At 55.9% G+C, this 22,398-nt stretch carries 20 protein-coding genes; 3 read left to right on the top strand and 17 right to left on the bottom strand.

The genetic code is table 11. The annotated features are described in order from the left end of the window. Positions 1–9: 9 nt before the first annotated feature. Positions 10–315 (bottom strand): NIPSNAP family protein, encoded by a 306-nt coding sequence (locus HBN98_RS20765; protein WP_064587658.1) that lies wholly within the window; start codon positions 313–315, stop codon positions 10–12. A 21-nt stretch (positions 316–336) separates the two neighbouring features. Next, positions 337–822, bottom strand: a complete 486-nt coding sequence (gene eco / locus HBN98_RS20760; RefSeq protein WP_083369029.1) for a serine protease inhibitor ecotin — start codon at positions 820–822, stop codon at positions 337–339. Positions 823–1,192: 370 nt separating this feature from the next. Here eco and HBN98_RS20755 point away from each other — a divergent pair, with 370 nt between their 5' ends. Further along, positions 1,193–1,462: a DUF1652 domain-containing protein gene (locus tag HBN98_RS20755; RefSeq protein WP_083369030.1), complete on the top strand. Its 270-nt coding sequence runs from the start codon at positions 1,193–1,195 to the stop codon at positions 1,460–1,462. Here the strand turns inward: HBN98_RS20755 and HBN98_RS20750 are convergent. Both HBN98_RS20750 and HBN98_RS20745 read right to left on the bottom strand, forming a co-directional pair. Next, positions 1,459–1,857 carry a hypothetical protein gene (locus HBN98_RS20750; RefSeq protein ID WP_083369031.1) on the bottom strand — a complete coding sequence of 133 codons (399 nt, stop codon included), beginning with the start codon at positions 1,855–1,857 and terminating at the stop codon, positions 1,459–1,461. The two genes, HBN98_RS20755 and HBN98_RS20750, sit on opposite strands and share 4 nt — an antisense overlap. 90 nt (positions 1,858–1,947) lie before the next feature. Then, positions 1,948–2,217, bottom strand: a complete 270-nt coding sequence (locus HBN98_RS20745) for a DUF2790 domain-containing protein (RefSeq protein ID WP_083369032.1) — start codon at positions 2,215–2,217, stop codon at positions 1,948–1,950. Positions 2,218–2,708: 491 nt separating this feature from the next. On the opposite strand from HBN98_RS20745, the gene HBN98_RS20740 reads away from it, so the two are divergent. Continuing rightward, positions 2,709–3,005 carry a hypothetical protein gene (locus tag HBN98_RS20740; protein WP_083369033.1) on the top strand — a complete coding sequence of 99 codons (297 nt, stop codon included), beginning with the start codon at positions 2,709–2,711 and terminating at the stop codon, positions 3,003–3,005. A 104-nt stretch (positions 3,006–3,109) separates the two neighbouring features. Here HBN98_RS20740 and HBN98_RS20735 read toward each other — a convergent pair whose 3' ends face one another. The 7 genes from HBN98_RS20735 to HBN98_RS20705 all read right to left on the bottom strand — a co-directional run bounded on the left by HBN98_RS20735 (position 3,110) and on the right by HBN98_RS20705 (position 13,795). Next, positions 3,110–4,084, bottom strand: a complete 975-nt coding sequence (locus HBN98_RS20735) for a tetratricopeptide repeat protein (RefSeq protein ID WP_083369440.1) — start codon at positions 4,082–4,084, stop codon at positions 3,110–3,112. Between the two features lie 163 nt (positions 4,085–4,247). After that, entirely contained in the window at positions 4,248–5,216 is a 969-nt protein-coding gene (locus HBN98_RS20730) for a tetratricopeptide repeat protein (RefSeq protein WP_186352859.1), read from the bottom strand. Between the two features lie 5 nt (positions 5,217–5,221). Beyond that, on the bottom strand, positions 5,222–6,193 hold the full coding sequence (locus HBN98_RS20725; protein WP_229755009.1) for a tetratricopeptide repeat protein: 972 nt from the start codon (positions 6,191–6,193) through the stop codon (positions 5,222–5,224). 118 nt (positions 6,194–6,311) lie between these two features. Further along, a complete protein-coding gene (locus tag HBN98_RS20720) occupies positions 6,312–7,301 on the bottom strand; it encodes a tetratricopeptide repeat protein (RefSeq protein ID WP_229755008.1) in 990 nt (329 codons plus the stop codon). Positions 7,302–7,317: 16 nt separating this feature from the next. Continuing rightward, positions 7,318–10,869, bottom strand: coding sequence for a LysM peptidoglycan-binding domain-containing protein (locus HBN98_RS20715; RefSeq protein WP_083369034.1), 3,552 nt, complete (start codon positions 10,867–10,869; stop codon positions 7,318–7,320). Positions 10,870–10,898: 29 nt separating this feature from the next. After that, complete coding sequence (locus HBN98_RS20710; RefSeq protein WP_083369035.1) at positions 10,899–11,756, bottom strand: DUF4123 domain-containing protein; 858 nt, start codon at positions 11,754–11,756, stop codon at positions 10,899–10,901. Beyond that, on the bottom strand, positions 11,747–13,795 hold the full coding sequence (locus HBN98_RS20705) for a type VI secretion system Vgr family protein (RefSeq protein ID WP_083369036.1): 2,049 nt from the start codon (positions 13,793–13,795) through the stop codon (positions 11,747–11,749). The genes HBN98_RS20710 and HBN98_RS20705 overlap by 10 nt, the downstream gene beginning before the upstream one ends. Positions 13,796–14,169: 374 nt before the next feature. Between HBN98_RS20705 and HBN98_RS20700 the strand changes: the two genes are divergently transcribed. Further along, complete coding sequence (locus HBN98_RS20700; RefSeq protein WP_083369037.1) at positions 14,170–15,471, top strand: OprD family porin; 1,302 nt, start codon at positions 14,170–14,172, stop codon at positions 15,469–15,471. Positions 15,472–15,596: 125 nt separating this feature from the next. Here the strand turns inward: HBN98_RS20700 and HBN98_RS20695 are convergent, their stop codons facing one another. The 6 genes from HBN98_RS20695 to HBN98_RS20670 form a co-directional block, all read right to left on the bottom strand. After that, complete coding sequence (locus tag HBN98_RS20695) at positions 15,597–16,217, bottom strand: transglycosylase SLT domain-containing protein (RefSeq protein WP_083369038.1); 621 nt, start codon at positions 16,215–16,217, stop codon at positions 15,597–15,599. A 43-nt stretch (positions 16,218–16,260) separates the two neighbouring features. Further along, the gene (locus HBN98_RS20690) at positions 16,261–17,199 is read right to left on the bottom strand and encodes a carbohydrate kinase family protein (RefSeq protein ID WP_083369039.1); all 939 of its coding nucleotides are present in this window, start codon (positions 17,197–17,199) and stop codon (positions 16,261–16,263) included. A gap of 13 nt (positions 17,200–17,212) precedes the next feature. Next, entirely contained in the window at positions 17,213–18,709 is a 1,497-nt protein-coding gene (gene xylB / locus HBN98_RS20685) for a xylulokinase (protein ID WP_083369040.1), read from the bottom strand. A gap of 135 nt (positions 18,710–18,844) precedes the next feature. Continuing rightward, complete coding sequence (locus HBN98_RS20680) at positions 18,845–20,317, bottom strand: mannitol dehydrogenase family protein (protein ID WP_083369041.1); 1,473 nt, start codon at positions 20,315–20,317, stop codon at positions 18,845–18,847. A gap of 17 nt (positions 20,318–20,334) precedes the next feature. Continuing rightward, positions 20,335–21,438: an ABC transporter ATP-binding protein gene (locus tag HBN98_RS20675; RefSeq protein ID WP_083369042.1), complete on the bottom strand. Its 1,104-nt coding sequence runs from the start codon at positions 21,436–21,438 to the stop codon at positions 20,335–20,337. A 126-nt stretch (positions 21,439–21,564) separates the two neighbouring features. Beyond that, the gene (locus HBN98_RS20670) at positions 21,565–22,395 is read right to left on the bottom strand and encodes a carbohydrate ABC transporter permease (RefSeq protein WP_003225143.1); all 831 of its coding nucleotides are present in this window, start codon (positions 22,393–22,395) and stop codon (positions 21,565–21,567) included. Between the last annotated feature and the right edge of the window lie 3 nt (positions 22,396–22,398).

The raw sequence follows: 22,398 nt of genomic DNA, 5'->3' as shown, positions 1-22,398 counted from the left end.
TGATAACGCTCAGGGCAGCAGAGGGCGCAGGAAACTGCGCTCGTAGCTGATGATGAATTTTTTCTGCACCAGCGATTCCACCAGCGCCGTGCTTTCCGGGTCGGTCAGCGCGATGTGCCGGTAGCTTTCGTAATCGGCCAGCGAAGGAAAACTGAACAGGCAATAAGCGATATTGCTCGCGCCTTCGGAGGGCAGGAAATAACCGTGATGAGTGCCGCCCAACCGCTCGACGATGCCCAGCCAGGCTTTGGCGTAGGCCTCGAATTCGCTCAGTTGGTACGGATCGATCACGTATCGCACATGGCAGGTAATCACGTTTGACGCTCCCTGTTCAGGTCATTCTGCGATGGCGGTGCCGACCTTGTCCGACGCAGACCAGATGCGGTAGCGCACCTCGACGTCTTTGGGGGCGTAAATCACCAGTGGCAGCTTGCTGTTGTAGCGCAGCATGAAGCCGTCACCGACAACAGGGACAAAGGCGCGCTTCTTCTGGCTGCCGGGCGGGCAAGCCATCAGGGTGCTCATCGGGCCAATGACTTTTTCCAGGCGGTAGAACGGATAGCCCCAGCCTTCGAGGTTTTTCTCGTCCAGAGCACCGCCCAGGCGCTGGCGATTGCAGTCGACTTCCAGGGTTTTGCCGGCGAGCACTTCAACCTGAAAGTTCTCCTCCTGATCCTGCTTGGGCAAATAAATGACTTGGCGGGTAAAACCGTTTTCAGCCTTGGGATACGGCGCAACGTCTTCAAGCTTGGCCGCGTGGGCGAGGGTGGACAGGCCGGCAACGAACAGACCAATTGTCGCGCGAGCGCGTAAAGAACCCATGAAAGCCTCCTGGCGGGTGTAGGGTGAATGACGGGCATTCTTACTGTCATCAGTGGCGAATGCAAACCGCTGTCGACTTGCAAATTGCAGTGCCCAAGCGGGGCGATCTTGCATTTTGCAACTGGCCAACTACTGGCCACCACGCCAAGTGCTTGATTTCATGAGGGTCAAAAGGACCCGATGAAAGGCACGCTTTATGCGTCTGTTTGGTGCAGCGCACCGCGTTCGGGCGCCTACACTCCAATGGGCATTTCGCAGTACAACCGTTTGCCGCACCAGGGAATCAGCGGGGGCACATCCGTGAAGGGGCAGCAAAAGCGGTCAACGTGAAGAGTTGATTGGCAGTTTCATCAATAAGGAGAGGTTCACCATGTTTCTGTCTGCCTTGGAACTACGCAATATCATTGAAAGCAGTTTTCTGCCTAAACGCTGCCAATGCACGCTGTCGCCAGATCTGTCGATGACCGTCAAGGTATTCGGCGATAACCAGACTGACCAGGTCGATCTACTCGTCAGCGGCATCGACGCCAGACATTTGAATGGCAGCCGCGAAATCAACGATTTGATCGCCGGACTGCGCTCGGACCTGAATCAGCAAACGACGCAGCCGCGATACAGTCTGCGATCCAGAGCTGTTTAACTCACCGTTTCACCCAGTTCGACCGTCACGCGCCGGGCCTGCACAAAGCCGAGGCCCAGCGCGAACTCGACGAGCACCGCGAGCAAAATCCCGGGGCCGGCGTGGCCGTTGAGCCATTCGCCAAAACCCAGCACCGCCAAACCAAAACAACCGACGATAAACCCGTTGCTCAGGGCATTGCGACCCAGCGACGGCTGCGCGTTGCGCGCCAGATAAAACATCACACCCAACGCCGCAAAGAGCACCGCACTGCGTCGCGCAACAAAACCGGCAGCACTGGAATACTCGATACTCCAGATCGCCAGCAACACCTCCGGAAAAAAGCCCCAGATAAGCGCCAGCACAAAACACAACAAAGACGTGATGATCGACAACGTGCGAAACGACAACTGCATGGCGAGTCCTTGCGGCAGTGAGAAGGGATCCCGAGCATAACCCGCGAACCCTTCACCGCCTACCGCAAAGCCGCAAATCAGAGCCTTCTGTCAGTTCTGGAAGTTACAAGCGTCAGACATTTTCCGATAAGTGATTTCCTCGGGCTTACCGGCATTGTCGATGTACTTCATGTCAGCGGTGATGACCTTGCACTGCGAAGTTTGCGGCTCGGTCATGGAGATCACTTTGTTCACCTGCAACGGCATGCCGTATTGGTAGGGAACAGGCTTGGTGGTAGCGGTGGTGTCATTGGCCTGAGCCATCCCGGCGAATGCGGTGCAGGCGAGGGCGGAGGTGAGCAACAGCATGCGAATGTTCATGGATCGGACTCCCGTGCGACGCAATGAGCGTTCGGCGAAATGCGGCCGAACCTGCCGCACTCGGCGCCAGCCAAGGGCTGAGGTGTGCGGTTCAGTACAGTCTTGGACTGCGGCGTTAAGCGATGGTTAACCTGGCTGAACGCCGGCTGTCTGGCAGAGGGATGATTTCTCTGGGATGCGGGGCCGATTCCTACAAGGATGGATGCTTTGTCTGCTTTCGACGGCGGGAGCGGGGCGGTTATGGTTTGGCGTCGCTGCAAAATCAGCGATTCGGGTTTGGTCACCTGAGCACGACACCATTGCAGATGTGCCATCATTTGCGCTGCGGACTTCTATGTCTTTGCAGTGCGCTGTTATGGCGGCTGTGTGCAGGGCGCCTTCGGGCGAGCTGAGTTTTGGCGTTGTCTCAGTTGACCAATCCTGCATGCGGCCGCCTCCCACTGTTTGGTCACGGTACTGGCGGTTACTTTCTAAAATATCGAGTAATCAAAATGCCAATACTAAACCCGCTGCCAAACCGCTATCACCCGCTCAACAGCGGCGTCACCGACAGCGCTCCAATGGTCATCGACACCCAAGCCAACCCCCAAGACATCCTCGAAGCCGCCGTCCAGCGAATTCGCGCCTGCAGCGACCTGCTCGAAACCCTGCATTGCGTGTGCTTCCGGCATGGCGATGTTCAGGACATTCCACACATCACCCATGCGCTGTACCTGCTGGCGCAGGACGGCAATGATTTGCTGCAGGTGGCGCAGCAGCAGATGCTGGATTGGAAGGCGCCGGTTTGATGCCTTGAATGAGAGCGGGAGTAGGATCGCGTTGGGCGGCCCCCACGCCATCTACTCCTCCCGTTTGTATGATTCATGTGCCATTGTTATTCGAATAAAACAAGCTAACGGCTAAGTTTATCAGGAAAGAAAGAGAGGGGAGGGTGCGACGCAGCCCACTCTTTAGAAAACTTTTTGGCCGTTTCAATTTGTTCGGCGGTCATTTTTGCGGCGATTCGAGGTAGCGTATATTCAACGTTTTCCTTCATGCCACCACCCCCGTCTAGCTCGGACAGCCAGTATATAAGTGCATAGCCTTTAATAAGGTCGAGGGGATATCCGAACGTATCAGGCTCATGTGCTAAGTCAGAACCGTATCCGAAAACAGTAGTTGCATAACTTGCTAGCGCCGCCTGTTCATTCCAGTTGCGAAAGCCCTCTATATCGCCACGTTCATATAATATTGCAGCATATTCCATCATCGACTTCGGGTAGCCACCTTCAGCCGAAAGCTTAAACCACTTTTCAAATGCTTCGCTTCGCTTCCAAGGCAGGAAAAAACCATCGCCTTGCTTGATAGAGACCGCCATCCAGTATTGCGCAAATGCATTTCCCGCAGAGGCGGATTTTTCGAGCCACGTATCATCTAGCGTGATTTCATACATTATGTACATTGCCTTCGCGTCTCCAGCCTCGGCTTTTTCTTGAGCTATTTTTTTTGCTTGATTTAACCACTCTATTGGTTGCTTCTGAGAAGGAGGGCAGTCGCTGGAAATTTCACACATATCATGCTCAATACGGCCCAGTTGGATCATGGCATAAAGATCGTTCTGACCTGCTGACGCTTCATACCATTTCTTAGCCTCCTTGTTCATGTAATGATTTTTCTTACGAAGAGCTTCCCCTAAATAATATTGAGCTTCGTGGTCGCCCGCTTCTGCAGCTGTTGTTAAAAACGGAATTGCAGAAGTGGCTTTGTATTGGTTGTATAAAATTATGCCTTTTTGTTTTGCGGAGTTTTGTTCTGGCGTTGTCTCGGTATTCGCGTGGGAACTAATTGAGAGCGACATCAATAAAGTGAATATTATTCTAGTTGACATGAGGTTTCTATGCGGCATCTTGTTTTGCTCCTCCAGATTGTCGGGTTGGAGCTGGATTAGGTTGCTAAAAAGGATGCTATAAAAAATAAGGATTGTAAGTTGGCAGAAAATGCTGGCAGCCTACAATCCATAAATACTTCGACGAGTTTGAATATATTCTGAATTAATTGCTAAGCTTGTCTGGAAAGAAAGAAAGCGTTGGATGAGTGGCTTTCCAGTCTTTTGCCACTTCTAGTGATTTTTCAATTTGTTCTGATGTCATTTTTTCGCGTATTTCTTCACTTTTTCTCTCAACATATCTTCCGATTCCGCCACTGTCCTCAAGCTCTTTAAGAAGTGTGAATAGCGCATAACCTTTGACCAAGTCTAGTGGATAACCTATTTTGTCTGGTGTATGCGCTATGTAGGCGCCGTAATTGCTTATGGCAGCTTGATCGCCGGTCGCTGCCGCAGTTTCGAGCCAGTGGCGCATGCCTACGACATCTCCTTCTTCGAATAAAATTTGTAGATAATCCATCATCGCTTTTGGATGTCCGCCCTCAGAAGAAAGTAGCAGCCATCTTTTTACAGAGGCCTCACGTTTTCCAGGAATCAAGAAAAAACCTTCACCTTGGCGTTCGCTTACAGCCATCCAATATTGTGCAGTCGCATATCCTGAATTTGCGGATTTCTTCAGCCATTCACGATTAAGAGTGATTTCATACATTAGGTACAGGGATTCAGGATCACCTTTCTGTGCTTTTGGTAAAACTAGCTCATTAGCTAGTTTAAACCATTCTGCTTGTGTTTTTTTTGATGGTGAGCAGTTGCGTATTTTTTGGCAGGTTTCACTTTTGAATCGCCCCAGTTGGATTATTGCATATACATTGTTGTTTTCTGCTGCGGACTCATACCAGTGAAGTGCCTCTGGAGTCATGTAGCTGTTGCGCTTTCGAAGAGCCTCCCCTAAATAGTACTGTGATTCCGCGATCCCAGACTGTGCTTCTTTTTCCAGTTCAGATATGGCGGAGTCTATTTTTAGCTGGTTGTATAAAGCTATTCCCGTGGTCAATCCGTTTTCTTGTGTTGCGGCCGCGCATGTTTCAGCGAAGGCAGAAATAACTATCGCTAAGATCCGAAAATATACGCTCACTAAAATTAATACCCTAGCTTGTCAGGGAAGAAAGAAAGAGGCGGATGGGAGCTCTTCCAAGTTATTGAAAGTTCTTTGGCTTTTTCTATTTGCTCTTTTGACATGTTTTTTTCTATGTCGGGCAACGTATCGTTTACGTTGCGTATTACGTTGCCACCACCATCAAGCTCCATCAGGTTTGATAGTAGGGCATGTGCTTTCACTTGATCTGATGGGAATCCGTATGTAGGTTCAATCCCGCCGATGTATAACGCGTAGCCAAAAACTGCTGATACATAGCTTGAGGACGCAGCTTTTTCATTCCAAAATCTGAAGGACGATAAATCATTTTTTTCAATCCTGGCTGCTGCAAAGCCCATCATGCCCGGCGGGTAACCATTTTCTGCAGATGCTTTTATCCAGCGCTCGATAGCATCTTTTCTGTAGGAGGGTAGTAAAAACCATCCACCTCCTTCCTGATATTTGGTAGCTAAGCGAAACTGAGCGAGAGAAAATCCATTTTCTGCTGACCTCTCTAACCAATGATCGTCACCCGTTATTTTCCATAACAGATACATAGATTCAGCATTGCCTTGTGAAGCTTGTGCGGTTGCCAGTTGTTTTGCTTGACTCATCCACTCTTCGGGTGAGCGTTCAGTAAGAGAGCAGTTTTTCATAACGACACACAAATCTTCATTCGCCCATGCAAGTCGAATCATCGAATAGATATTGCCTTGTTTGGCAGATTCTTCATACGCCTTGTGTGCTTCTGTAGTTATGTATCTATTGTTTTTTCTTATTGCTTCTCCCAGGTAGTAAAGTGCTTCACTATCTCCGCCGTCTGCGGCAATTTTCAAGTGCTCAATCGCAGAAGTGGCCTTATATTGATTGTAGAGATGTATGCCTTTGGTTTTTGCTTGGAATTGCTCTTCCGTGAGCGCAAAGGACTGGCCGGATATTAGGGCTAACACGGTTGGCACAATGGTCTTCAATTTCATTTTTTTAAACTGCACCAAACTTTGCTGGATAGGGCGATGGAGATGGTTGTAGACCGTAAGTAAATAAACTCGCAGTCGACAACCCATAACGCCTTTGAAGGGGCACTGGCTATCTGAGTTAATTTCCCAGCTTTTCGGGAAAAAAAGAAAGCGGGGGATGAGTTTTCTTCCACTCTTCGGCCACACTTTTAGACTTTTCTATTTGTCCTGGTGTCATTTTTTCGGCAATTTTTTCTATTTTCTGTTCGGCATACTCTCTAACTCCACCATTACCGTCTAATTCTTTGAGAAGGGTAAAAAGAGCGTATCCCTTTACGAGGTCCAATGGATAGCCAACTTTGTCCGGAGTATGTGAAATGTATGCACCATAATTGCTTACTGCTTCTTGGTCGCCAGTTTCAGCCGCGACCTTAAGCCAGTGACGAACACTTTCCATGTTTCCATCCTCGTATAGGATCTCAAGGTAAGCGTTCATCGCTTTCGAATAACCACCCTCAGAAGAAAGCTTTAGCCAATTTCGAACAGACTCGTCCCGTTTTCCGGGGATAAAAAAGTATCCTCTACCTTGACGCTCTCCCACTGCCATCCAGTATTGCGCAAGAGGGTAGCCGGCGTGCGCAGACTTCTCCAGCCATTCACGATTTAATGTTATTTCATACATTAAATACAAAGATTCTGGATTGCCTTCTTTAGCCATCGGAAGTGTCAGTTCTTTGGCTTTCTCAAACCACTCAGAAGGTTTTTTTTCGGTTGGAGGACAGTTGTTCATTTGTTGGCAGAGGTCGCGACTGCTTCGACCTAGCTGGATCATTGCGTATATGTTTCCTTGTTCTGCTGCCGCTTCATACCAATGTTGCGCTTCCGGTGTCATGTAGCGATTTTTTTTTCTTAGAGCTTCCCCGAGGTAATACTGCGATTCCGAATTACCACTCTCTGCTTCAGCTTTTAATTGAGGTATCGCGGAGTTTATTTTTAGTTGGTTGTAAAGAGTAATGCCATCAGGCTTTTGTTCGGAGTTTACTGAGGCGGAGGCTGCCGGCATATCAGTGCATATAAATGTGATTAGCAAGGCTGTAATGTGAAAAAAATACGTTCGTTTAGCGTTCATTTTAAAATGCCGTCAATTAGTAGCTTTTCAAGTAGGCCGTTGCGCCACTAGGTGAATAGCTTGGAGTTGGTCGGTAATTTTTTTGACAGAAATCAGAAAGATTTGCACCAAGTAGTGCCACGTAAGCTCTGTAGTTTTCACGGGCGGTATTGCTTGTGTCGGAAAATAAATTTCGAGATTTTTCGGCCATAAAGGAATCAAGAATTGAGCGATTTTTGCAATAATTTAAATCTGCATTCGCTTCTTTTACGCCAAATTCATTCATTGACATGCAGGCTAGCTCAAATTGACGCTGAGCTTTGTCAATGGTATTGGTTTTTTTTGCGTTATTAACAATCCATCCTAAAATTCGTGCGATGGCTTTTTGCTGGAGAGCATATGCTTGAGGTTGATCATAATCGCGAGATTGACCATTGTTCGAACTTTCAGAGGAAAATCCTTTGATCGTAAAAGCTTCTGGAGGACTACTAAGTGTTCGAAGTAATGGCCCCAAAGCGTCAGGAATAGCATTGATACACCACTCTTCAAGGGCTTGTTCATCGCCGTAAACCATAATCGCATCCGCAATTGGTCCGCCCTTGCCACTACGTGTTAATGATTCATATAGGCTCATCACAACATCCCAACGCATCATATACGCCATCGCTACGTTCAACCCGGCAGCACCCAATGCATTAAGCGCTGACGCATATTCACTCGCTTCAGGATCCATCCACTCGACCTTACGACCTTTAGTCTTGTGAAGTTCCTTACGGTACAAATTGATGATATCAACTACCGCCTCATAACCAATCTCAAACTTAAAGCTGCCGTTAGCACCAGGGCCCAGCACTACCGCAGCCTTCAGATTGAGAATAAAGCGTCCCTTATCCACAGAAATCTGCGCCGTTCCCTGGAATCCTGCGCCCAGCGCAACCCCCACAGACCCACTCAGTTTGGCAAGGGTTAGCCACGGATTGGCTTTTTTCGCGTCTTTATCGCTGCCGATACCCATCGTTGGTGCGGTGCGCAGGGCGACCAGTTCTTTAGGTGGTGCCCAGTTCAGTGCGCCGCTGAGTTCGATGGCGGCTTGCAAGCCTCCGAAAACATTGAAAGTCGCTTTCGCTCCGTTTTCGATCTGGACATTGGCGGCACGTCCGGTCAGCACTTGGTCTGTGCTTTGGGTGCTGGTCACGGTGCCGGATTTCGACTTGTGTTCAAGATCGGGAGTAGGGCTGTTGTCGCCGCTGTCGGCCTTGGATTTCTTGGCCGCATCGTGATCTGCACGTTCTTCTTTGGCTGATGCGTCTTCACGCTGTGCGCGTTTGACCGGGCTGAGGGAGGCGCCGTATTTGACGTTGCCGAGGATGGGGCTCAACTCCACGCTGCCGGCTAGCAGCAACGATGCTCCGGCGTAGCCCCATGCCTTCACACCAAAGTGGAAGGAGAAGCGGCCGAAATTCATTTTTTGCGGGCTGCCGTCCAGGAAGTAATCAAGCGTGATGTCTTGAGCACTGGCTTTGGCAGGCATGTCGACTTTCAACAACTGAACTTCGCCACGGGCAAGGTCCAGGCTCAAGCCCATCTCGCCAGATATCTGGAAGCCTTCGGCGGCAGACATTTTAGGGCCTTCGAGCTTCACTTCACCGTGAATGCTTGGCTGTGGCGGCGTCAGGCAGCGGACGAATTGCGCTTGGGGACTGGCATCAAAAAGCCTAACTTTGCCGCGCACACTTTTCTTGAACACCAGTTGCTGAAGGTGATTGCCCCAGTTGGTCAGGGTCGCGTCGTCTTCCAGTTCAGTGACCTCATAGCCTTGCTTTTTCAAGTAAGTATAAAAGTCTTTGGCTTTGAACCAGCCTTTTGCATCGAAACAGTCGCCGACCTGATCGCTGAATTTTTTGGCTCCCTGATCTAGAAGCCATTGGCGGAACGAATTGATTTCACTGTTTTTATCGGAGCCTTCAGTTGCGTCCGCGGGCAAACTTTGAGTGACCTTTTTTACTGAGCCGGCCGCTTTTTTTGAATCCTCCTTCATGATTTTTTTTGCGTCTTTCAGGTTCGCCATGCTGAACCAGCTCAAAGGCGTGCCTTTGGTGTCAGAAAGACTGACTTCACGCAGCGGAAAGCCCGGTTTCACCATTCGGTCCACCGGTTTTGGCTGGAACTCTTCCGGTTCCCAAACCAGAAAACGTCCAGGTTTGCTAGTGCTGACATTACTTTGGGCTGTGGCCTGAAGGTCGTCTTTTATTTTTTGCAGGCGATCCCATTCGGTACGTTCCGCATCAACCAGGCCTGCTGGCGCTTGGGCATTCTGGCCTGTTGCCTCGATCCAGCGCTTGTATTTCTCCTGAAGCTGAGCTGTAACTTCCGCCTGCTTTTTCTCGGTGTCCAGGTACAGTTTGAATTTCTCGATACCGGATGGAAGGCCGTCACTGATCAAAGCGAATTCTGGAAGTGCGATGCCGTACTCAGAAGCTTTGATAATGGATTCAGTGTAGGCATGGTAATCAAGCGCATCGGCGTTTTTGATGAGCGTATAAACATAGCCGACGAGATCGGCGGTGCAGTCATTCATGCCGCTGCAGATGTTTTCGTAACTTTTCTTCTTTTCTGCCAAGGCTTTGGCAACGTCTTCCAGCGGAACCTGCTTGAAGTCTTTGTTGCCGAGGAGTTTTTTGCGAGCTTCCAGATAAGCTTGTACCCGTGCGCGCGCTTCGATCGCCTCTTTGGAGTAGAGAGAGCCGCTTTCGTAGGTGTAGCCTTCCAGCTTCGCAGCCGCTACCGCTTCTTTTTTCAGCGCATGCCACTCAGCCCTCTGCTTGTAAAAGTCGGCATAGGCTTTGTGGACTTCCTGGTCAGTAGCCAGGTCTGCCGTTAGACGGTCCAGGCGCGATTGCGGGGTGTCCTCTTGTGGAGACTGTGCAGGAGCCGCTGCTGGTTTGTTTCCGTTAGCTTCGTTTTGCCTCTTTTTGGCGGTGGCGGGATCGATTTCGATCTCATCCCCCATCGCCTCAAATTCTTCCATACGTGTACGCTTCGCACCCGTGAGGAAGTTACTCAACTTGGGCTCAAGGAAGTATTCCAGCAAACCCGATTCCTGCAGCCCGTTCAGGCGTGCATCACGTGGTTTGCTGGGGGCAATCATTTTATCCAGCGCGAACATCGATTCTTTGATGGCAGACTTTGCCCGCTCAGGGAGCAGCCAGAACTCTTGCTCCTCGGTGGCATAAATCGCGCTGGCAAACTTTTTAGAACACGGAGATGCGTGGGGTTTGAAGGTCTTTGAGCTCTGATCCGGAGAGTCCTTGATCGGATCCAGCTCAACCAAGTCTTCCGCAGAGCACTGCGTTGCAGCATTCGGAGCCGTCTCGGCAGGCGCTTCAGGCGCAGCGGGTGTCGAAGCAGCGGGTGAAGCTGAGGCGGCTTGCGCGTTTTTAGGGACGCTCAGGTTCCATCCGACTTTGACGTTGTCCGGATTGGTGATGAAGGGGTTGAGTTGGCGAAGTTGCGCCACGGTGCTGTTGTAGCGCGAGGCAATCTGGCTCAGGGTTTCGCCGGGCATGACGGCGTGATTCGTGATTTCCATGGTGATTCCGTTCTGTTGTCGCGTCGCCGTTAACGTTCGGCGACGGCGGCTGATTCCAGGAGCCGATCTACTTTGATAAACGACTCGTCCTTTGATTGGAGGATCGCCATGATCTCCGGCTGTGTTTCAAACAGTGGACCGTTCACGGCATGTCCAAGCTTGAGCAGGTGATCACCTTCATAGATGTTGCTCTTGAGCAGCAGGTCGAGGTTATCGGCGATATCGTTCAGACGGTCATCACTTGGCTCTTCAAAAGCTGTGTATTCCTCGTCTACCCAATACACCCAGCCGAGGCGAGCTTGAACTTGCGCGGCTGCCTCCGGAAGGTTGAATGGTGCTTTGTCACCTGGCCATGTCGATTCTTTGTTGGCTATCCAGGCCAACCATGGACCACGCTGCTCGCCGAAGTTCTTTGGCGCGGGGGAGTAAACGGCGCTCCAGCAGCCCAGTAACTGGTCAAAGGTTTTACCGGCGGTGTAAGCCAATGCTGCCCACAGGCTCGGTTTGTGGAAGCTCAACAAACTCTGCCCCCCAGAACCGTCGTTAACTCTAAGGAGCCAGCGTGCGTGAGCCAGGGCTTTTTCCGGATCAGGTGTTGAGATCGCAATTCCCGAAAAGTGTTCCTCACAAAGTTTTGTCGCTTCTGCAGCCATTTTGCTGCCTCTGGGGGCGACTAACCACAACGGCCCCTCAGGAATCTCTGCGAAGTCAGTACCAAAGAACAGCCCTTGGGAAACAACCGGTTCACCGACTCGATAGAGCCGACTCAAGGCTTGCGGCTGGAGGCCCTGATCGATGATGAAGCACAGCGATTCGCTCGCAGCCGGCAGATCCGAGAAGTTGTAGCGAGGCTCTGCCAAGAGAGCGCTCAGCGCTTTTACATGCATGTGCAATCCTTACGGCTGCAAGCGCCGTTACTCTGTTTGCCGCATAACGGTGTGATGCCTGATTCATTGAGACGAACGGGGAGCGGTGCTTTGCCCGCCTTATCCGCATCCGCCACCTTCATTGGTCCCGGCAGCAAAGGCGCCGCTGGCGTACCTACGCCCGGTGCGCCGCCGGTATTAACCTTCACCTCGGCACCGCTGATGGTCACGCCACCGGCGTCGACCTTGACGAAGCTGCCGCCCGCTTTGGCGGTCAGTTCCATTGCGCCTTCGACCACGACTTTCTGGCCGGCGTAGTAATGGATTTCGCTGCCGGCTTCGACGAATTGCGCCGTGCCCACCTTGAGGTGCTGGGTGACTGCAACGGTCAGGTGATCATCCGCCCGCATCTCACTCACCCGATTCAGATGGGTGATGCGGTGTTCTTCGACTTTGAATTCGCTGTAGGCATTGGCCTCAACCGTGTCATGCCGCTCATTCCCCACGCGGATCTTCTGGTCGTGCTCGATGTTTTCATCCCAATCACGCTGGGCGTGAATGTAGATCTGCTCCGCGCCTTTTTTGTCTTCGATACGAAACTCGTTATAACCCTTGCCGCCCGGTGAACTGAGGGTCTTGAAGGTGCTGCGGGTTTTGTTTGCCGGCAGGTCGTAGGGGACGACGTTTTCCTTGTGGTACAGGCAGCCGGTGACGAGTGGCTGGTCGGGGTCGCCTTCGAGGAAGGTGACGAGGACTTCCATGCCGATACGCGGGATGGCGATGCCGCCGTAGGCGGCACCGGCCCAGCCGCTGGCGACGCGCAGCCAGCAGGTGGTTTTGTCGTCGGACTGGCCGTCGCGGTCCCAGTGGAACTGGACTTTGATGCGGCCGTACTGGTCGCAGTGGATTTCTTCGCCGGTCGGGCCGGTGACGACCGCGGTCTGGCTGCCGAGGACTTTGGGTTTCGGGTGTTCGAGGGCAGGGCGGTAGTGCGCGTCCCACGGGGTGGCGAGGAAGCTGTTGCGGTAGCCCTGGTGGAAATCGCTTTTGTTGTCGGTGACGTCGCTGGTGACGTTTTCGCCGAGCACCTGCGGTTGTTTGCCTTCGTGGAAGACTTCCAGCAGCAGCCACAAGTCGTTCCACTCGGCGCGCGGGTGTTCGGCCAGGGTCAGGAAGTGGCCGCTGGTCAGGGTCGGTTCGTCACCTTTGCCTTCGGCGAGTTTGTAGTCGCTGCGATGGCGTTCCAGGGCGCGGGTCGAGAGGAATTTGCCGCGCTCGCGGGTGGTGAAGCGGCCGGGGTAATCGTAGTCTTCGAGGTCCGGGGCGAACTCGGATTTGACCGCGCCTTCGGGGAGGATCTTCGGTTTTTCGAAGTCGTAATCACGGCGGCTGACGCGGCTGGTGCGGGTTTCCAGGCGCAGGTTGAAGCGCTTGATCACCGGTTTGTCGGCGCTCATGCCGGAGTCTTGCTGGTAGCTCACGGCCTTGAGTTTGCGAAACACCGTCTGATCATCGCCGAACACCAGTTTGTGGCCGCTGCTGCTGTGCTGGAAGTGGAAGTGAATGCCTTCCTCTTCGCACAGACGCTGGATGAAGTGCAGGTCGGACTCGTCGTACTGCACGCAGTAGTCGCGCTGCGGGTACTCCGCGTTGAGCTGGAAGCTGTAGGCGTCGGCCAGAATGCCGCGATCTTCCAGCACCTGGGCGATGATCTTCGGCACGCTGAGATTCTGGAAAATCTGCTGGTCGTGGTTGTGCCGCAGATAGGCCAGTTGCGGCACCAGGCTGAGGCTGTAACGGGTCAGGGTCTTGCCGGAATCGCCTTGCTCGATGCGGTACACCAGGCCGTGAATCTGGCCTTCTCCGGTGGCGCCGAAGGTCAGGACGCCGGGCTTGTGCAGCAGCTCTTCGAGTTTGAGGTCGGGGCGGGCGCTGACCAGTTCGAGGTCGAAACGGAAAGGCTCGTTGAGGGCTTCGCGACCGGTGAAGCTGAGCACTTGCAGGTCGGCGGAGGCGCCTTCGAGGGTAAGGGTAATGTGGGTAGCGTTGGCGTCCAGCATGCCTTGAATTCCGTCCATTGAATAAGCAGGTGACGGATGATGGAGGATTAAATCGCCTCGTTCAAGGCGCAAATGCCGTAGGGACGGGGGCCGCAGGGTATAGGGAAAACCCCTAGGGCGACGTTTATAGCCAATAAAACCGGGGGCTTCGCAGTCGTGAGCCACTGGTCGACGCGCGGTTTGAGCCCGTCGCAGGCTGGAGAATAGCCGGTCAGTTTCAGACTAAAGTCGCCTTCAGCCCGTCAAAGCCATCTGCCATCATTGCTCTTCACCCCTGCGTGTCACCTTCTTCCCGGCTGTTTTTGACCCGGGACGGGAGCTATTTTTCTGGCTAACTGCGCCCCGGCGCAAACGCTGCACTGTTGGAGTTTTTCATGCGTCCCCCATTTCCCCTCATCACCCCGCGCCAGTCGTTTGGCGTCGGAGCCGTCGTGCTGTGCGCCGGTTTTGCCGCACAGGTTCAGGCCAGCGGTTTTCTCGACGACACCACGGCGAAAATCGAATCGCGCACGGTGTATTTCAACCGCGACTTCCGTGATGGGCACACCTCCAGCGACCAAGGCGCTTCCAAGCGTGAAGAGTCGGCGCAGGGCTTTATTCTCAACCTGCAATCGGGCTACACCGAGGGCACGGTCGGCTTTGGTATCGATGCGCTGGGCATGCTCGGCTTGCAGCTCGATTCCAGCCCTGATCGCAGCAACAGCGGCTTGCTGCCGTCCAGCGGCGAGAACCCGCGCGGCTCGAAGGGCCAGTACGCAAAAATGGGCCTGACCGCCAAGGTCAAGGTTTCGGACACGGTGTTGAAGTACGGCGCGCTGCTGCCGGATCTGCCGCTGCTCAAGTACAACGACGGTCGTCTGCTGCCGACAATGTTCAACGGTGCGATGCTGACTTCCAAAGAAGTGAAGGACCTGACCTTCATGGCCGCGCGTCTGGACAAGTACACCGCACGGGATTCCACCGACTCGCAAGACATCCGCGTGCACTGCAAGAACAAGCGCTACGCCTGCAACACCACCGCCGATCATTTCGACATGTACGGCTTCGACTACAAGATCAACGATCGCCTGACCGCGCAGTATCACTACGCGGAGCTGGAAGACATCTACCGTCAGCACTTCATTGGTTTGCTCGGCAATCAGCCGTTGGGCGACGGCGTGCTGAAGGCCGATCTGCGCGTGATCAAGAGTGCCGACAGCGGTGCGGAGCGGGCCGGTCCCATCGACAACCGCGCCTTGAGCGGCATGCTCTCGTACGGCATCAGCGGCCACACGTTCAGCGCCGGCTGGCAGCGCATGAACGGTGACAACTCGATGCCGTACCTCGATGGCAGCAATCCGTATCTGGTCAACTACGTGCAGGTCAACGACTTCGCCGCCGCGCAGGAGCGTTCCTGGCAGTTGCGTTACGACTATGACTTCAAGGCAATCGGCATCAACGGCCTGAGCTTCCTGACCCGTTATGTGAACGGTGACCACATCAAGGTCCCGGGCAGCGATCAGGAAGGCAAAGAGTGGGAACGCGACAGCGAGTTGAAGTACGTGATCCAGACGGGCACGTTCAAGGATGTGAGTCTGCGTCTGCGCAATGCGACTTACCGTACCAACTATGAAAAGTTTGCGCGGGATGTGGATGAGACCCGGTTGATTGTGAGTTACAACTTCTCCGTCCTGTAAACCTCATCTCTGTAGGAGCTGGCGCAGGCTGCGATCTTTTGATCTTGATTGTAAAAAACAGGATCAAAAGATCGCAGCCTGCGGCAGCTCCTACAGGGAATCTTTGGTAGGCCTGAGACTGGCCGCTACAACCAATGCCAGAACCGGCTCCAGAAGCCGCGATTCAGATCGTCCTTGCACCCGGCATATTGCCGCGCATACATGTCGGAGCGCGCCTGCACCTTACGTGCGGTGGGCATCAGCCACGCTTTGCTGGCGTAGGTCTTGTTGCGGAAACCGCCCCAGCCTTCGTGGTAGTTGAGGTATTGGTTGTAGGCGTCGTACTTGTACACGCCGTTGATCGAGGTGGTCTTGTCCATGTACCAGCCGACGAAGTCGATGGCGTCGTCGAAGTCTTCGCGATCGGCGCCGTGTCGGCCGGTGCTTTTCTGGTAGTCGGACCAGACTTCATCCTTGGCCTGAGCGTAGCCCGATGCTGTGGTGACCCGGCCCCACGGGATCACCCACAACAGGTATTTGCGCGGCGTCTTGGCGTCGTAGCGGTAGCCGGACTCCTGATACATGATCGCGAAGGGCACCTGGATCGGTACGCCCCAGCGCTTTTGCGTGACTTGCGCCGCGTCGTACCAATCGCTTTTCTCGCGGAAGATGGCGCACAGGTCTTCAGGTGAACGCGGCGGCGAGGTGCCGCAGCCGCTGAGTAGTCCCGCCAATAACAAAAGTCCCGCCGTCCGCCCCGAAATCAAACCGTCATCCCCCTGCGCGCAAAAAGGGCGACAGTCTACGCGCTCAGCTCAACTGGTGACGATAGGGCAAATCCGGACCGGTCTTGCTGCATGTAAGGGCGGCCGCCTGTACGGCAAACCTGAGCATCGCGTCGATCTGCTCGCGGTTGAGTTGTTGCACACCCTCCACCGAGTCCAGACCCTGTTCGGTCAGCCAAGTGATCAGTGCGGCCTGAAAGGTATCGCCGGCGCCGACGGTATCGGCGATCTTCACCGAGCACGCCGGCACTGACCATGAACCATGGCCGCGGCTGAATACGGTGGCGCCGTCGCCACCTCGGGTCAGGAACACCAACTGGCAGCGATGCTGCAGCCAGCCTTCGATGACGCGTTGTGGATCCTGCTCGGGATACAGCAGGCTCAGGTCTTCGTCGCTGACCTTGATCATGTCGGCCAGCCGTACCAGCGTCGCCACGCGCTCGCGCCACATGTCGATGTTCGGTTCCGGGTTGAGGCGCACGTTGGGGTCGAGGGTGATCAGGCGCTTGCCGCTTTCGCGCTGCACCAGGGTCAGCAGGGTGTCGGCAATCGGCTGCACCACCAGCGAGAACGAGCCGATGTGCAGACCCCGGACGTCAGCGCCGAGCGGCGGCAGATGCGCCACGCTCAACTGGCGATCGGCGCAGCCCTCGCCGCGAAAGCTGTAATGCGGCGAGCCATTGGCGCCGACCGCCACCATTGCCAGCGTGGTCGGCGCGGCGAAGTCCAGCAGATAGTCCGGGCGCACACCTTCTTCGCGCAGCACTTGCTGCAAACGCCGGCCCAGGTAGTCCGTGGACAGCCCGGCAAACAGCGCCGAGTCCACACCCAAGCGGCGCAAGCCGACCGCGACGTTGAAGGGCGAGCCGCCGGCAATCGCCTTGAAATTCACTTGCGAGGCCAGGCCGCTGGCATCGTCTTCGCTGAAGAAATCAAACAGGGCTTCGCCACACACCAAATACATAATTGTTCGCTCTTTATAGGGTTGCGACATGCTGTTGATAGCGTTCATAGGCCTGCTGGAACGCCGCGACATTGGCGGCGATCGGCAGGGTTTCACTGCTCAGGTCAAGCTTCACGCAGCGTTCGCACAGGGTCGAAAGGGTGTCTTCGTGGCCGTTCGACCAGGATTTGCACCACGCCGCCTGGATCGCTGCGCCGAGGGCTGCGGCTTCGCTTTGCTCGGTGCAGATCACCGGGGTGTTCATGATGTCGGCCACGATCTGTCGCCACACCGCGCTTTTCGAGCCGCCGCCGATCAGGCAAATGCTGCGGCTTTGTAAACCATTGTGGCGCAACAGATCCAGTCCATAACGCAAACCAAACGTGGTGCCTTCGACCACGGCACGACACAGGTTGGCCTGAGTCAGGTTGCTCAGGGTCAGGCCGTGCAGGCTGCCGGAGGCATGGGGCAGGGCGGGGACGCGCTCACCGTTGAGGAATGGCAACATGCTCACGCCTTCGGCGCCAATAGGCGCCTGGGCGACGAGGTCGTTGAACTGTTCGAGATCAAGGTCGAACAGCTCGCGGATCGCGCCCGTGGCGTTGGTCAGGTTCATGGTGCAGATCAGCGGCAGCCAGCCGCCGCTGGACGAGCAAAACGTCGCGACCGACGCATCCGCGCTGACCTTCGGCGCCTCGGCGTAGGCGTACACCGTGCCGGAGGAGCCGAGGCTCATGGTGATCGCCCCGGGCTGGATGTTGCCGGTGCCGATGGCGCCCATCATGTTGTCGCCACCGCCGCTGGCGACCAGCGCATTCGGGTTGAGGCCGAGTTGTTCGGCAATCGCCGGCAGCAGCGTGCCCACCGCCTGATGCGCGTCGATCAGCTCCGGCAACGCCGCTTGCAATCGACCCGTGGCGTCGATGTCGCGCAGCAGTTGCAAGTCCCACTGACGGCTGCGCACGTTGAAATAGCCAGTGCCGGAGGCATCGCCGTATTCGCTGCAGGCGCGGCCGGTGAGCCAGTAATTCAGGTAATCGTGGGGCAGCAGGACGCGCGCAACGCGGGAGAACACCTCCGGGTGTTGTTCTTTGGTCCACAGCAGTTTCGACACGGTGTAGCCCGGCGCGATGACCACGCCGAGACGCTCCAGCGAGCCTTTTTCGCCGCCGAGGTGTTTGAGCAAGCGGTCGTTTTCATCAGTGGTTTCGGTGTCGCACCACAGCTTGGCCGGACGCAGCACCTGGCCCTGATCGTCGAGCAGCACCAAGCCGTGTTGCTGGCCGGAGACGCCGACGCCGAGGATCGCCTGGCCGTCGACATCGGCCGCGAGCAAGGCGCGGCGGGTGGCGAGGGCAAAGGCGTCCAGCCACTGCTGGGTGTCCTGCTCGCGCCGGCCGTTGGCGCCGCTGATCATCGTGTGGGTGGCGGCGCCCTGGCCGAGCACCTGGCCGCTGGCGGCATCGAGAATGATCGCCTTGGTGCCCTGGGTGCCGCAGTCGATGCCGAGGAAGAGTTGTCGGGTGGTCACAGTGAGGTCCTCAGGGTGTCAGGTCTGCCAAGGTGAGGCCGCCATTCGCGAGCAGGCTCGCTCCCACATTTTGAAATGCGTTCATCTGTGGGAGCGAGCCTGCTCGCGAAGGCGCCAGTAAAGTCACCGCATCACTCAAGCCAAGACCCGTTCCAACGTGCGCGTCACACCCACCTCGCGCAAGCTGTTGCAGCACCATTCGAACGCCGCAACAAACTCCGCCGAGCGCGGAATCGCCGTGCCGAAGATCTCTTCGACCGCCAGCAACCGTTGAGTGATCAACGCATCATCGGCCACCAGCCCCTGACAGAACGCCGCGCGCGGATCGGGAATCGAATAGCGGTCGCCGTTCTCGTCCACGCCCTTCAAGTACAGCGCCCAGGCGGCTACCACCAGCGCTGCACGCTTGGTTTCACGCCCGTCGGCAATCAAGCGATTGATCGTCGGAATGGTGAACTTGGGAAACTTCGACGAGCCGTCCGAACACACCCGTTCCAGTTGATCGGCGATTGCCTGATTGGAAAATCGCGCCACCAGCGTGTCTTTGTAGTCGGACAGATCGATGCCCGGCACCGGCGCCAGTTGCGGGGTGACGTCGAGGTCCATGTAGGCGCGCATGTAGCGCACGAACAGCGGGTCGTTCATGGTCTCGTGGACGAACCGGTAGCCTTTCAAGAAACCCAAGTAAGTCAGGGCCAGATGGCTGCCGTTGAGCAGTTTGATCTTCATCTCTTCGTACGGCGAAACGTCATCGGTGAACTGCACGCCGACCTGTTCCCAGGCTGGCCGCCCGTTGACGAATTTGTCTTCCAGCACCCACTGCACGAACGGCTCGCAGACCACCGGCCAGGCGTCGTCCACCGCATGTTTGTCGGCCAGTTGCAGACGGTGGGCGGTGCTGGTCATCGGCGTGATGCGGTCGACCATGGCGTTGGGGAAACTGACGTGCTGTTCGATCCAGTCGCGCAGCCCGGCGTTACGCAGGGTGGCGAAGGCCAGCAGCGCCTTGCGGGTCACCGCGCCGTTGTGCGGCAGGTTATCGCACGACATGATCGTGAACGCTGGCGTGCCTGCGCCACGGCGTTTCTCCAGGGCCGCGCAGAGGAAGCCGAACACGGTGGTCGGTGCACCCGGGTGCGCCAGATCGTGCTGGATCTGCGGCAGGTGCGCCATGAATTCGCCGGTGCTGTCGTCGATGCAGTAACCGCCCTCGGTGATGGTCAGCGAGACGATGCGGATCTGCGGGTCGGCGAGTTTGTCGATCAACGCCTGCGCGCCGTCTTCGGCCAGCAGCATGTCGCGAATCGCGCCGATCACCCGCACTTCGGTGTCGTCGCTGTCGCCGAGTTCGAACAGGGTGAACAGATAATCCTGCTCTTTGAGGTCATCGCGGGCGCGGCGGTCTTCAGCGCGCAGGCCGACGCCGCAAATCGCCCAGTCCAGGGCCTGGCCGGTGTTCATCAGCGCGTCGGTGTAATACGCCTGATGCGCGCGGTGGAAACCGCCGACGCCGATGTGTGCGATGCCCTGACGGGTATCGCCGAGGCTGTACGCCGGCAGTTGCACCTCGGGGGCGAGGCGGTGCAGGTTGTGTTTGTTCAGTTTCATCGGGCAAGTCTCGAAGTTCAGGCCGCCGCGCGCAGCGGGCGGGTCAGCGCCACGCCGTCGGCGTCGAACAGGTGGCAATGGCTGGCGTCCAGGTGCAGGTTCAGTTGCTCGCCGTAGCGGCTCGCGAGGTCACCACGCACACGCATGGTCAGGGCTTCGCCGGCGTTGGTGGTGACGTGGCAGAAGGTGTCGCTGCCCAACCGTTCGCTGACATCGGCGGTCACTTGCAGGGTGCAGTCGCCCGGTTGCGCGAGTTCCAGATGCTCCGGGCGAATACCCAGGGTCACGGCGCTGCCGACGCTCAGGTTGCCGGCGTTGAACGGCAGGGTGATGCGGGTGCCGGCATCCAGCGAGACTTCGCAGCCCTGGCCGTCGACGCGAGCGATCTTGCCCTTGAGGAAGCCCATTTTCGGCGTGCCGAGGAACCCGGCGACGAACAGGTTGGCCGGGTTGTGATAGAGGTCCAGCGGCGAGCCGACCTGCTCGATCTTGCCGCCATTGAGCACCACCACCTTGTCGGCCATGGTCATTGCTTCGACCTGATCGTGGGTCACGTAGATCATGGTCGCCTGCAGGTCCTTGTGCAGGCGTAGCAGCTCCAGACGCATCTGCACCCGCAGCGCGGCGTCGAGGTTGGACAGCGGTTCGTCGAACAGGAAAATCTTCGGATTGCGCACGATCGCGCGGCCGATGGCGACACGCTGGCGCTGGCCGCCGGACAGTTGTTTCGGCTTGCGCTCCAGCATCGGCCCGAGTTCGAGAATCCGCGCCGCTTCGCCGACTTTCTTCTCGACTTCGGCTTTCGGAACACCCGCCAGATCGAGGGCGAACGACATGTTCTTTTTCACGGTCATGTGCGGGTACAGCGCGTAGGTCTGGAACACCATGGCCAGATCGCGCTTGGCCGGGCTGACTTCGGTGATGTCGCGGCCATCGAGCTCGATGGTCCCGCCGCTGACTTCTTCGAGCCCGGCGATCAGCCGCAGCAGGGTAGATTTACCGCAGCCGGACGGGCCGACGAAGACCACGAATTCCTTGTCGTTCACCTCAAGGTCGATGCCCTTGATGATGGAGAAGCCTTCGAAACCTTTTTGCAGATTCTTGATTTTCAGGTTGGCCATGAGGATGGGCCTCCGCAATGTTGTTTTTTTAAGATCAAAAGATCGCAGCCTGCGGCAGCTCCTACAGGGGAACGGCGTGCTCTGTGTAGGAGCTGCCGAAGGCTGCGATCTTTTGCTTTTCAATTTTCATTTCACGGCGCCGAACGACAGGCCGCGCACCAGTTGTTTCTGGCTGATCCAGCCGAAGATCAGGATCGGCGCACAGGCCAGGGTCGAGACCGCCGACAACTTGGCCCAGAACAAGCCTTCGGGGCTTGAGTAGGAGGCGATCAACGCTGTCAGTGGCGCGGCTTTCGACGAGGTCAGGTTCAGCGACCAGAAGGCCTCGTTCCAGCACAGGATCAGCGACAGCAGCACGGTCGAGGCCAGGCCACCCTTGGCGATCGGCAGCAGCACGCGGACCATTTCCTGCCACAGGGTGGCGCCGTCGAGGCGGGCGGCTTCGAGGATGTCTTTGGGGATGTCCTTGAAGTAGGTGTAAATCATCCAGACCACGATCGGCAGGTTGATCAGGGTGTAGATCACGATCAGTGCGATGCGCGTGTCGAGCAGGCCGAAACTCTTCGCCAGCAAGTAGATCGGCATCAGCACGCCCACCGGCGGCAACATCTTGGTCGAGAGCATCCACAGCAGCGTGCCTTTGGTGCGCTGGGTTTCGTAGAACGCCATCGAGTAGGCGGCGGGTACCGCGATCAGCAGGCACAGGGCCGTCGCGCTGAACGAGATCACGACCGAGTTCCAGGCAAAACTGAAGTAGTCGCTGCGCTCGTTGATGTGCAGGTAGTTCTCCAGAGTTGGCGTGAAGATGAACTGCGGCGGCGTGGCGAAGGCGTCGATCTCGGTCTTGAAACTGGTCATCACCATCCAGAAGATCGGGAAGAAAATCACGATCGCGATGGCCCAGGCCAGGGTGCCGAGCAGCAGGCTTTGCAGCCGGCGGGATTGTTGAAGAGTCATGGC

Origin of the sequence: Pseudomonas koreensis (assembly GCF_012986595.1) — a bacterium.
GTDB classification, from domain to species: domain Bacteria; phylum Pseudomonadota; class Gammaproteobacteria; order Pseudomonadales; family Pseudomonadaceae; genus Aquipseudomonas; species Aquipseudomonas koreensis.
This window is presented reverse-complemented; position numbering and strand designations above follow the sequence as displayed.

Bases quoted from the DNA above. Each gene is read 5' to 3' on its own strand.
- HBN98_RS20720 (WP_229755008.1), bottom strand. From the start codon at position 7,301: ATGAACGCTAAACGAACGTATTTTTTTCACATTACAGCCTTGCTAATC.
- HBN98_RS20675 (WP_083369042.1), bottom strand. From the start codon at position 21,438: ATGGCCAACCTGAAAATCAAGAATCTGCAAAAAGGTTTCGAAGGCTTC.
- HBN98_RS20750 (WP_083369031.1), bottom strand. From the start codon at position 1,857: ATGCAGTTGTCGTTTCGCACGTTGTCGATCATCACGTCTTTGTTGTGT.
- HBN98_RS20680 (WP_083369041.1), bottom strand. From the start codon at position 20,317: ATGAAACTGAACAAACACAACCTGCACCGCCTCGCCCCCGAGGTGCAA.
- eco (WP_083369029.1), bottom strand. From the start codon at position 822: ATGGGTTCTTTACGCGCTCGCGCGACAATTGGTCTGTTCGTTGCCGGC.
- HBN98_RS20710 (WP_083369035.1), bottom strand. From the start codon at position 11,756: ATGCATGTAAAAGCGCTGAGCGCTCTCTTGGCAGAGCCTCGCTACAAC.
- HBN98_RS20740 (WP_083369033.1), top strand. From the start codon at position 2,709: ATGCCAATACTAAACCCGCTGCCAAACCGCTATCACCCGCTCAACAGC.
- HBN98_RS20690 (WP_083369039.1), bottom strand. From the start codon at position 17,199: ATGTATTTGGTGTGTGGCGAAGCCCTGTTTGATTTCTTCAGCGAAGAC.
- HBN98_RS20735 (WP_083369440.1), bottom strand. From the start codon at position 4,084: ATGTCAACTAGAATAATATTCACTTTATTGATGTCGCTCTCAATTAGT.
- HBN98_RS20725 (WP_229755009.1), bottom strand. From the start codon at position 6,193: ATGAAATTGAAGACCATTGTGCCAACCGTGTTAGCCCTAATATCCGGC.
- HBN98_RS20700 (WP_083369037.1), top strand. From the start codon at position 14,170: ATGCGTCCCCCATTTCCCCTCATCACCCCGCGCCAGTCGTTTGGCGTC.
- HBN98_RS20715 (WP_083369034.1), bottom strand. From the start codon at position 10,869: ATGGAAATCACGAATCACGCCGTCATGCCCGGCGAAACCCTGAGCCAG.
- HBN98_RS20745 (WP_083369032.1), bottom strand. From the start codon at position 2,217: ATGAACATTCGCATGCTGTTGCTCACCTCCGCCCTCGCCTGCACCGCA.
- HBN98_RS20670 (WP_003225143.1), bottom strand. From the start codon at position 22,395: ATGACTCTTCAACAATCCCGCCGGCTGCAAAGCCTGCTGCTCGGCACC.
- HBN98_RS20755 (WP_083369030.1), top strand. From the start codon at position 1,193: ATGTTTCTGTCTGCCTTGGAACTACGCAATATCATTGAAAGCAGTTTT.
- HBN98_RS20705 (WP_083369036.1), bottom strand. From the start codon at position 13,795: ATGCTGGACGCCAACGCTACCCACATTACCCTTACCCTCGAAGGCGCC.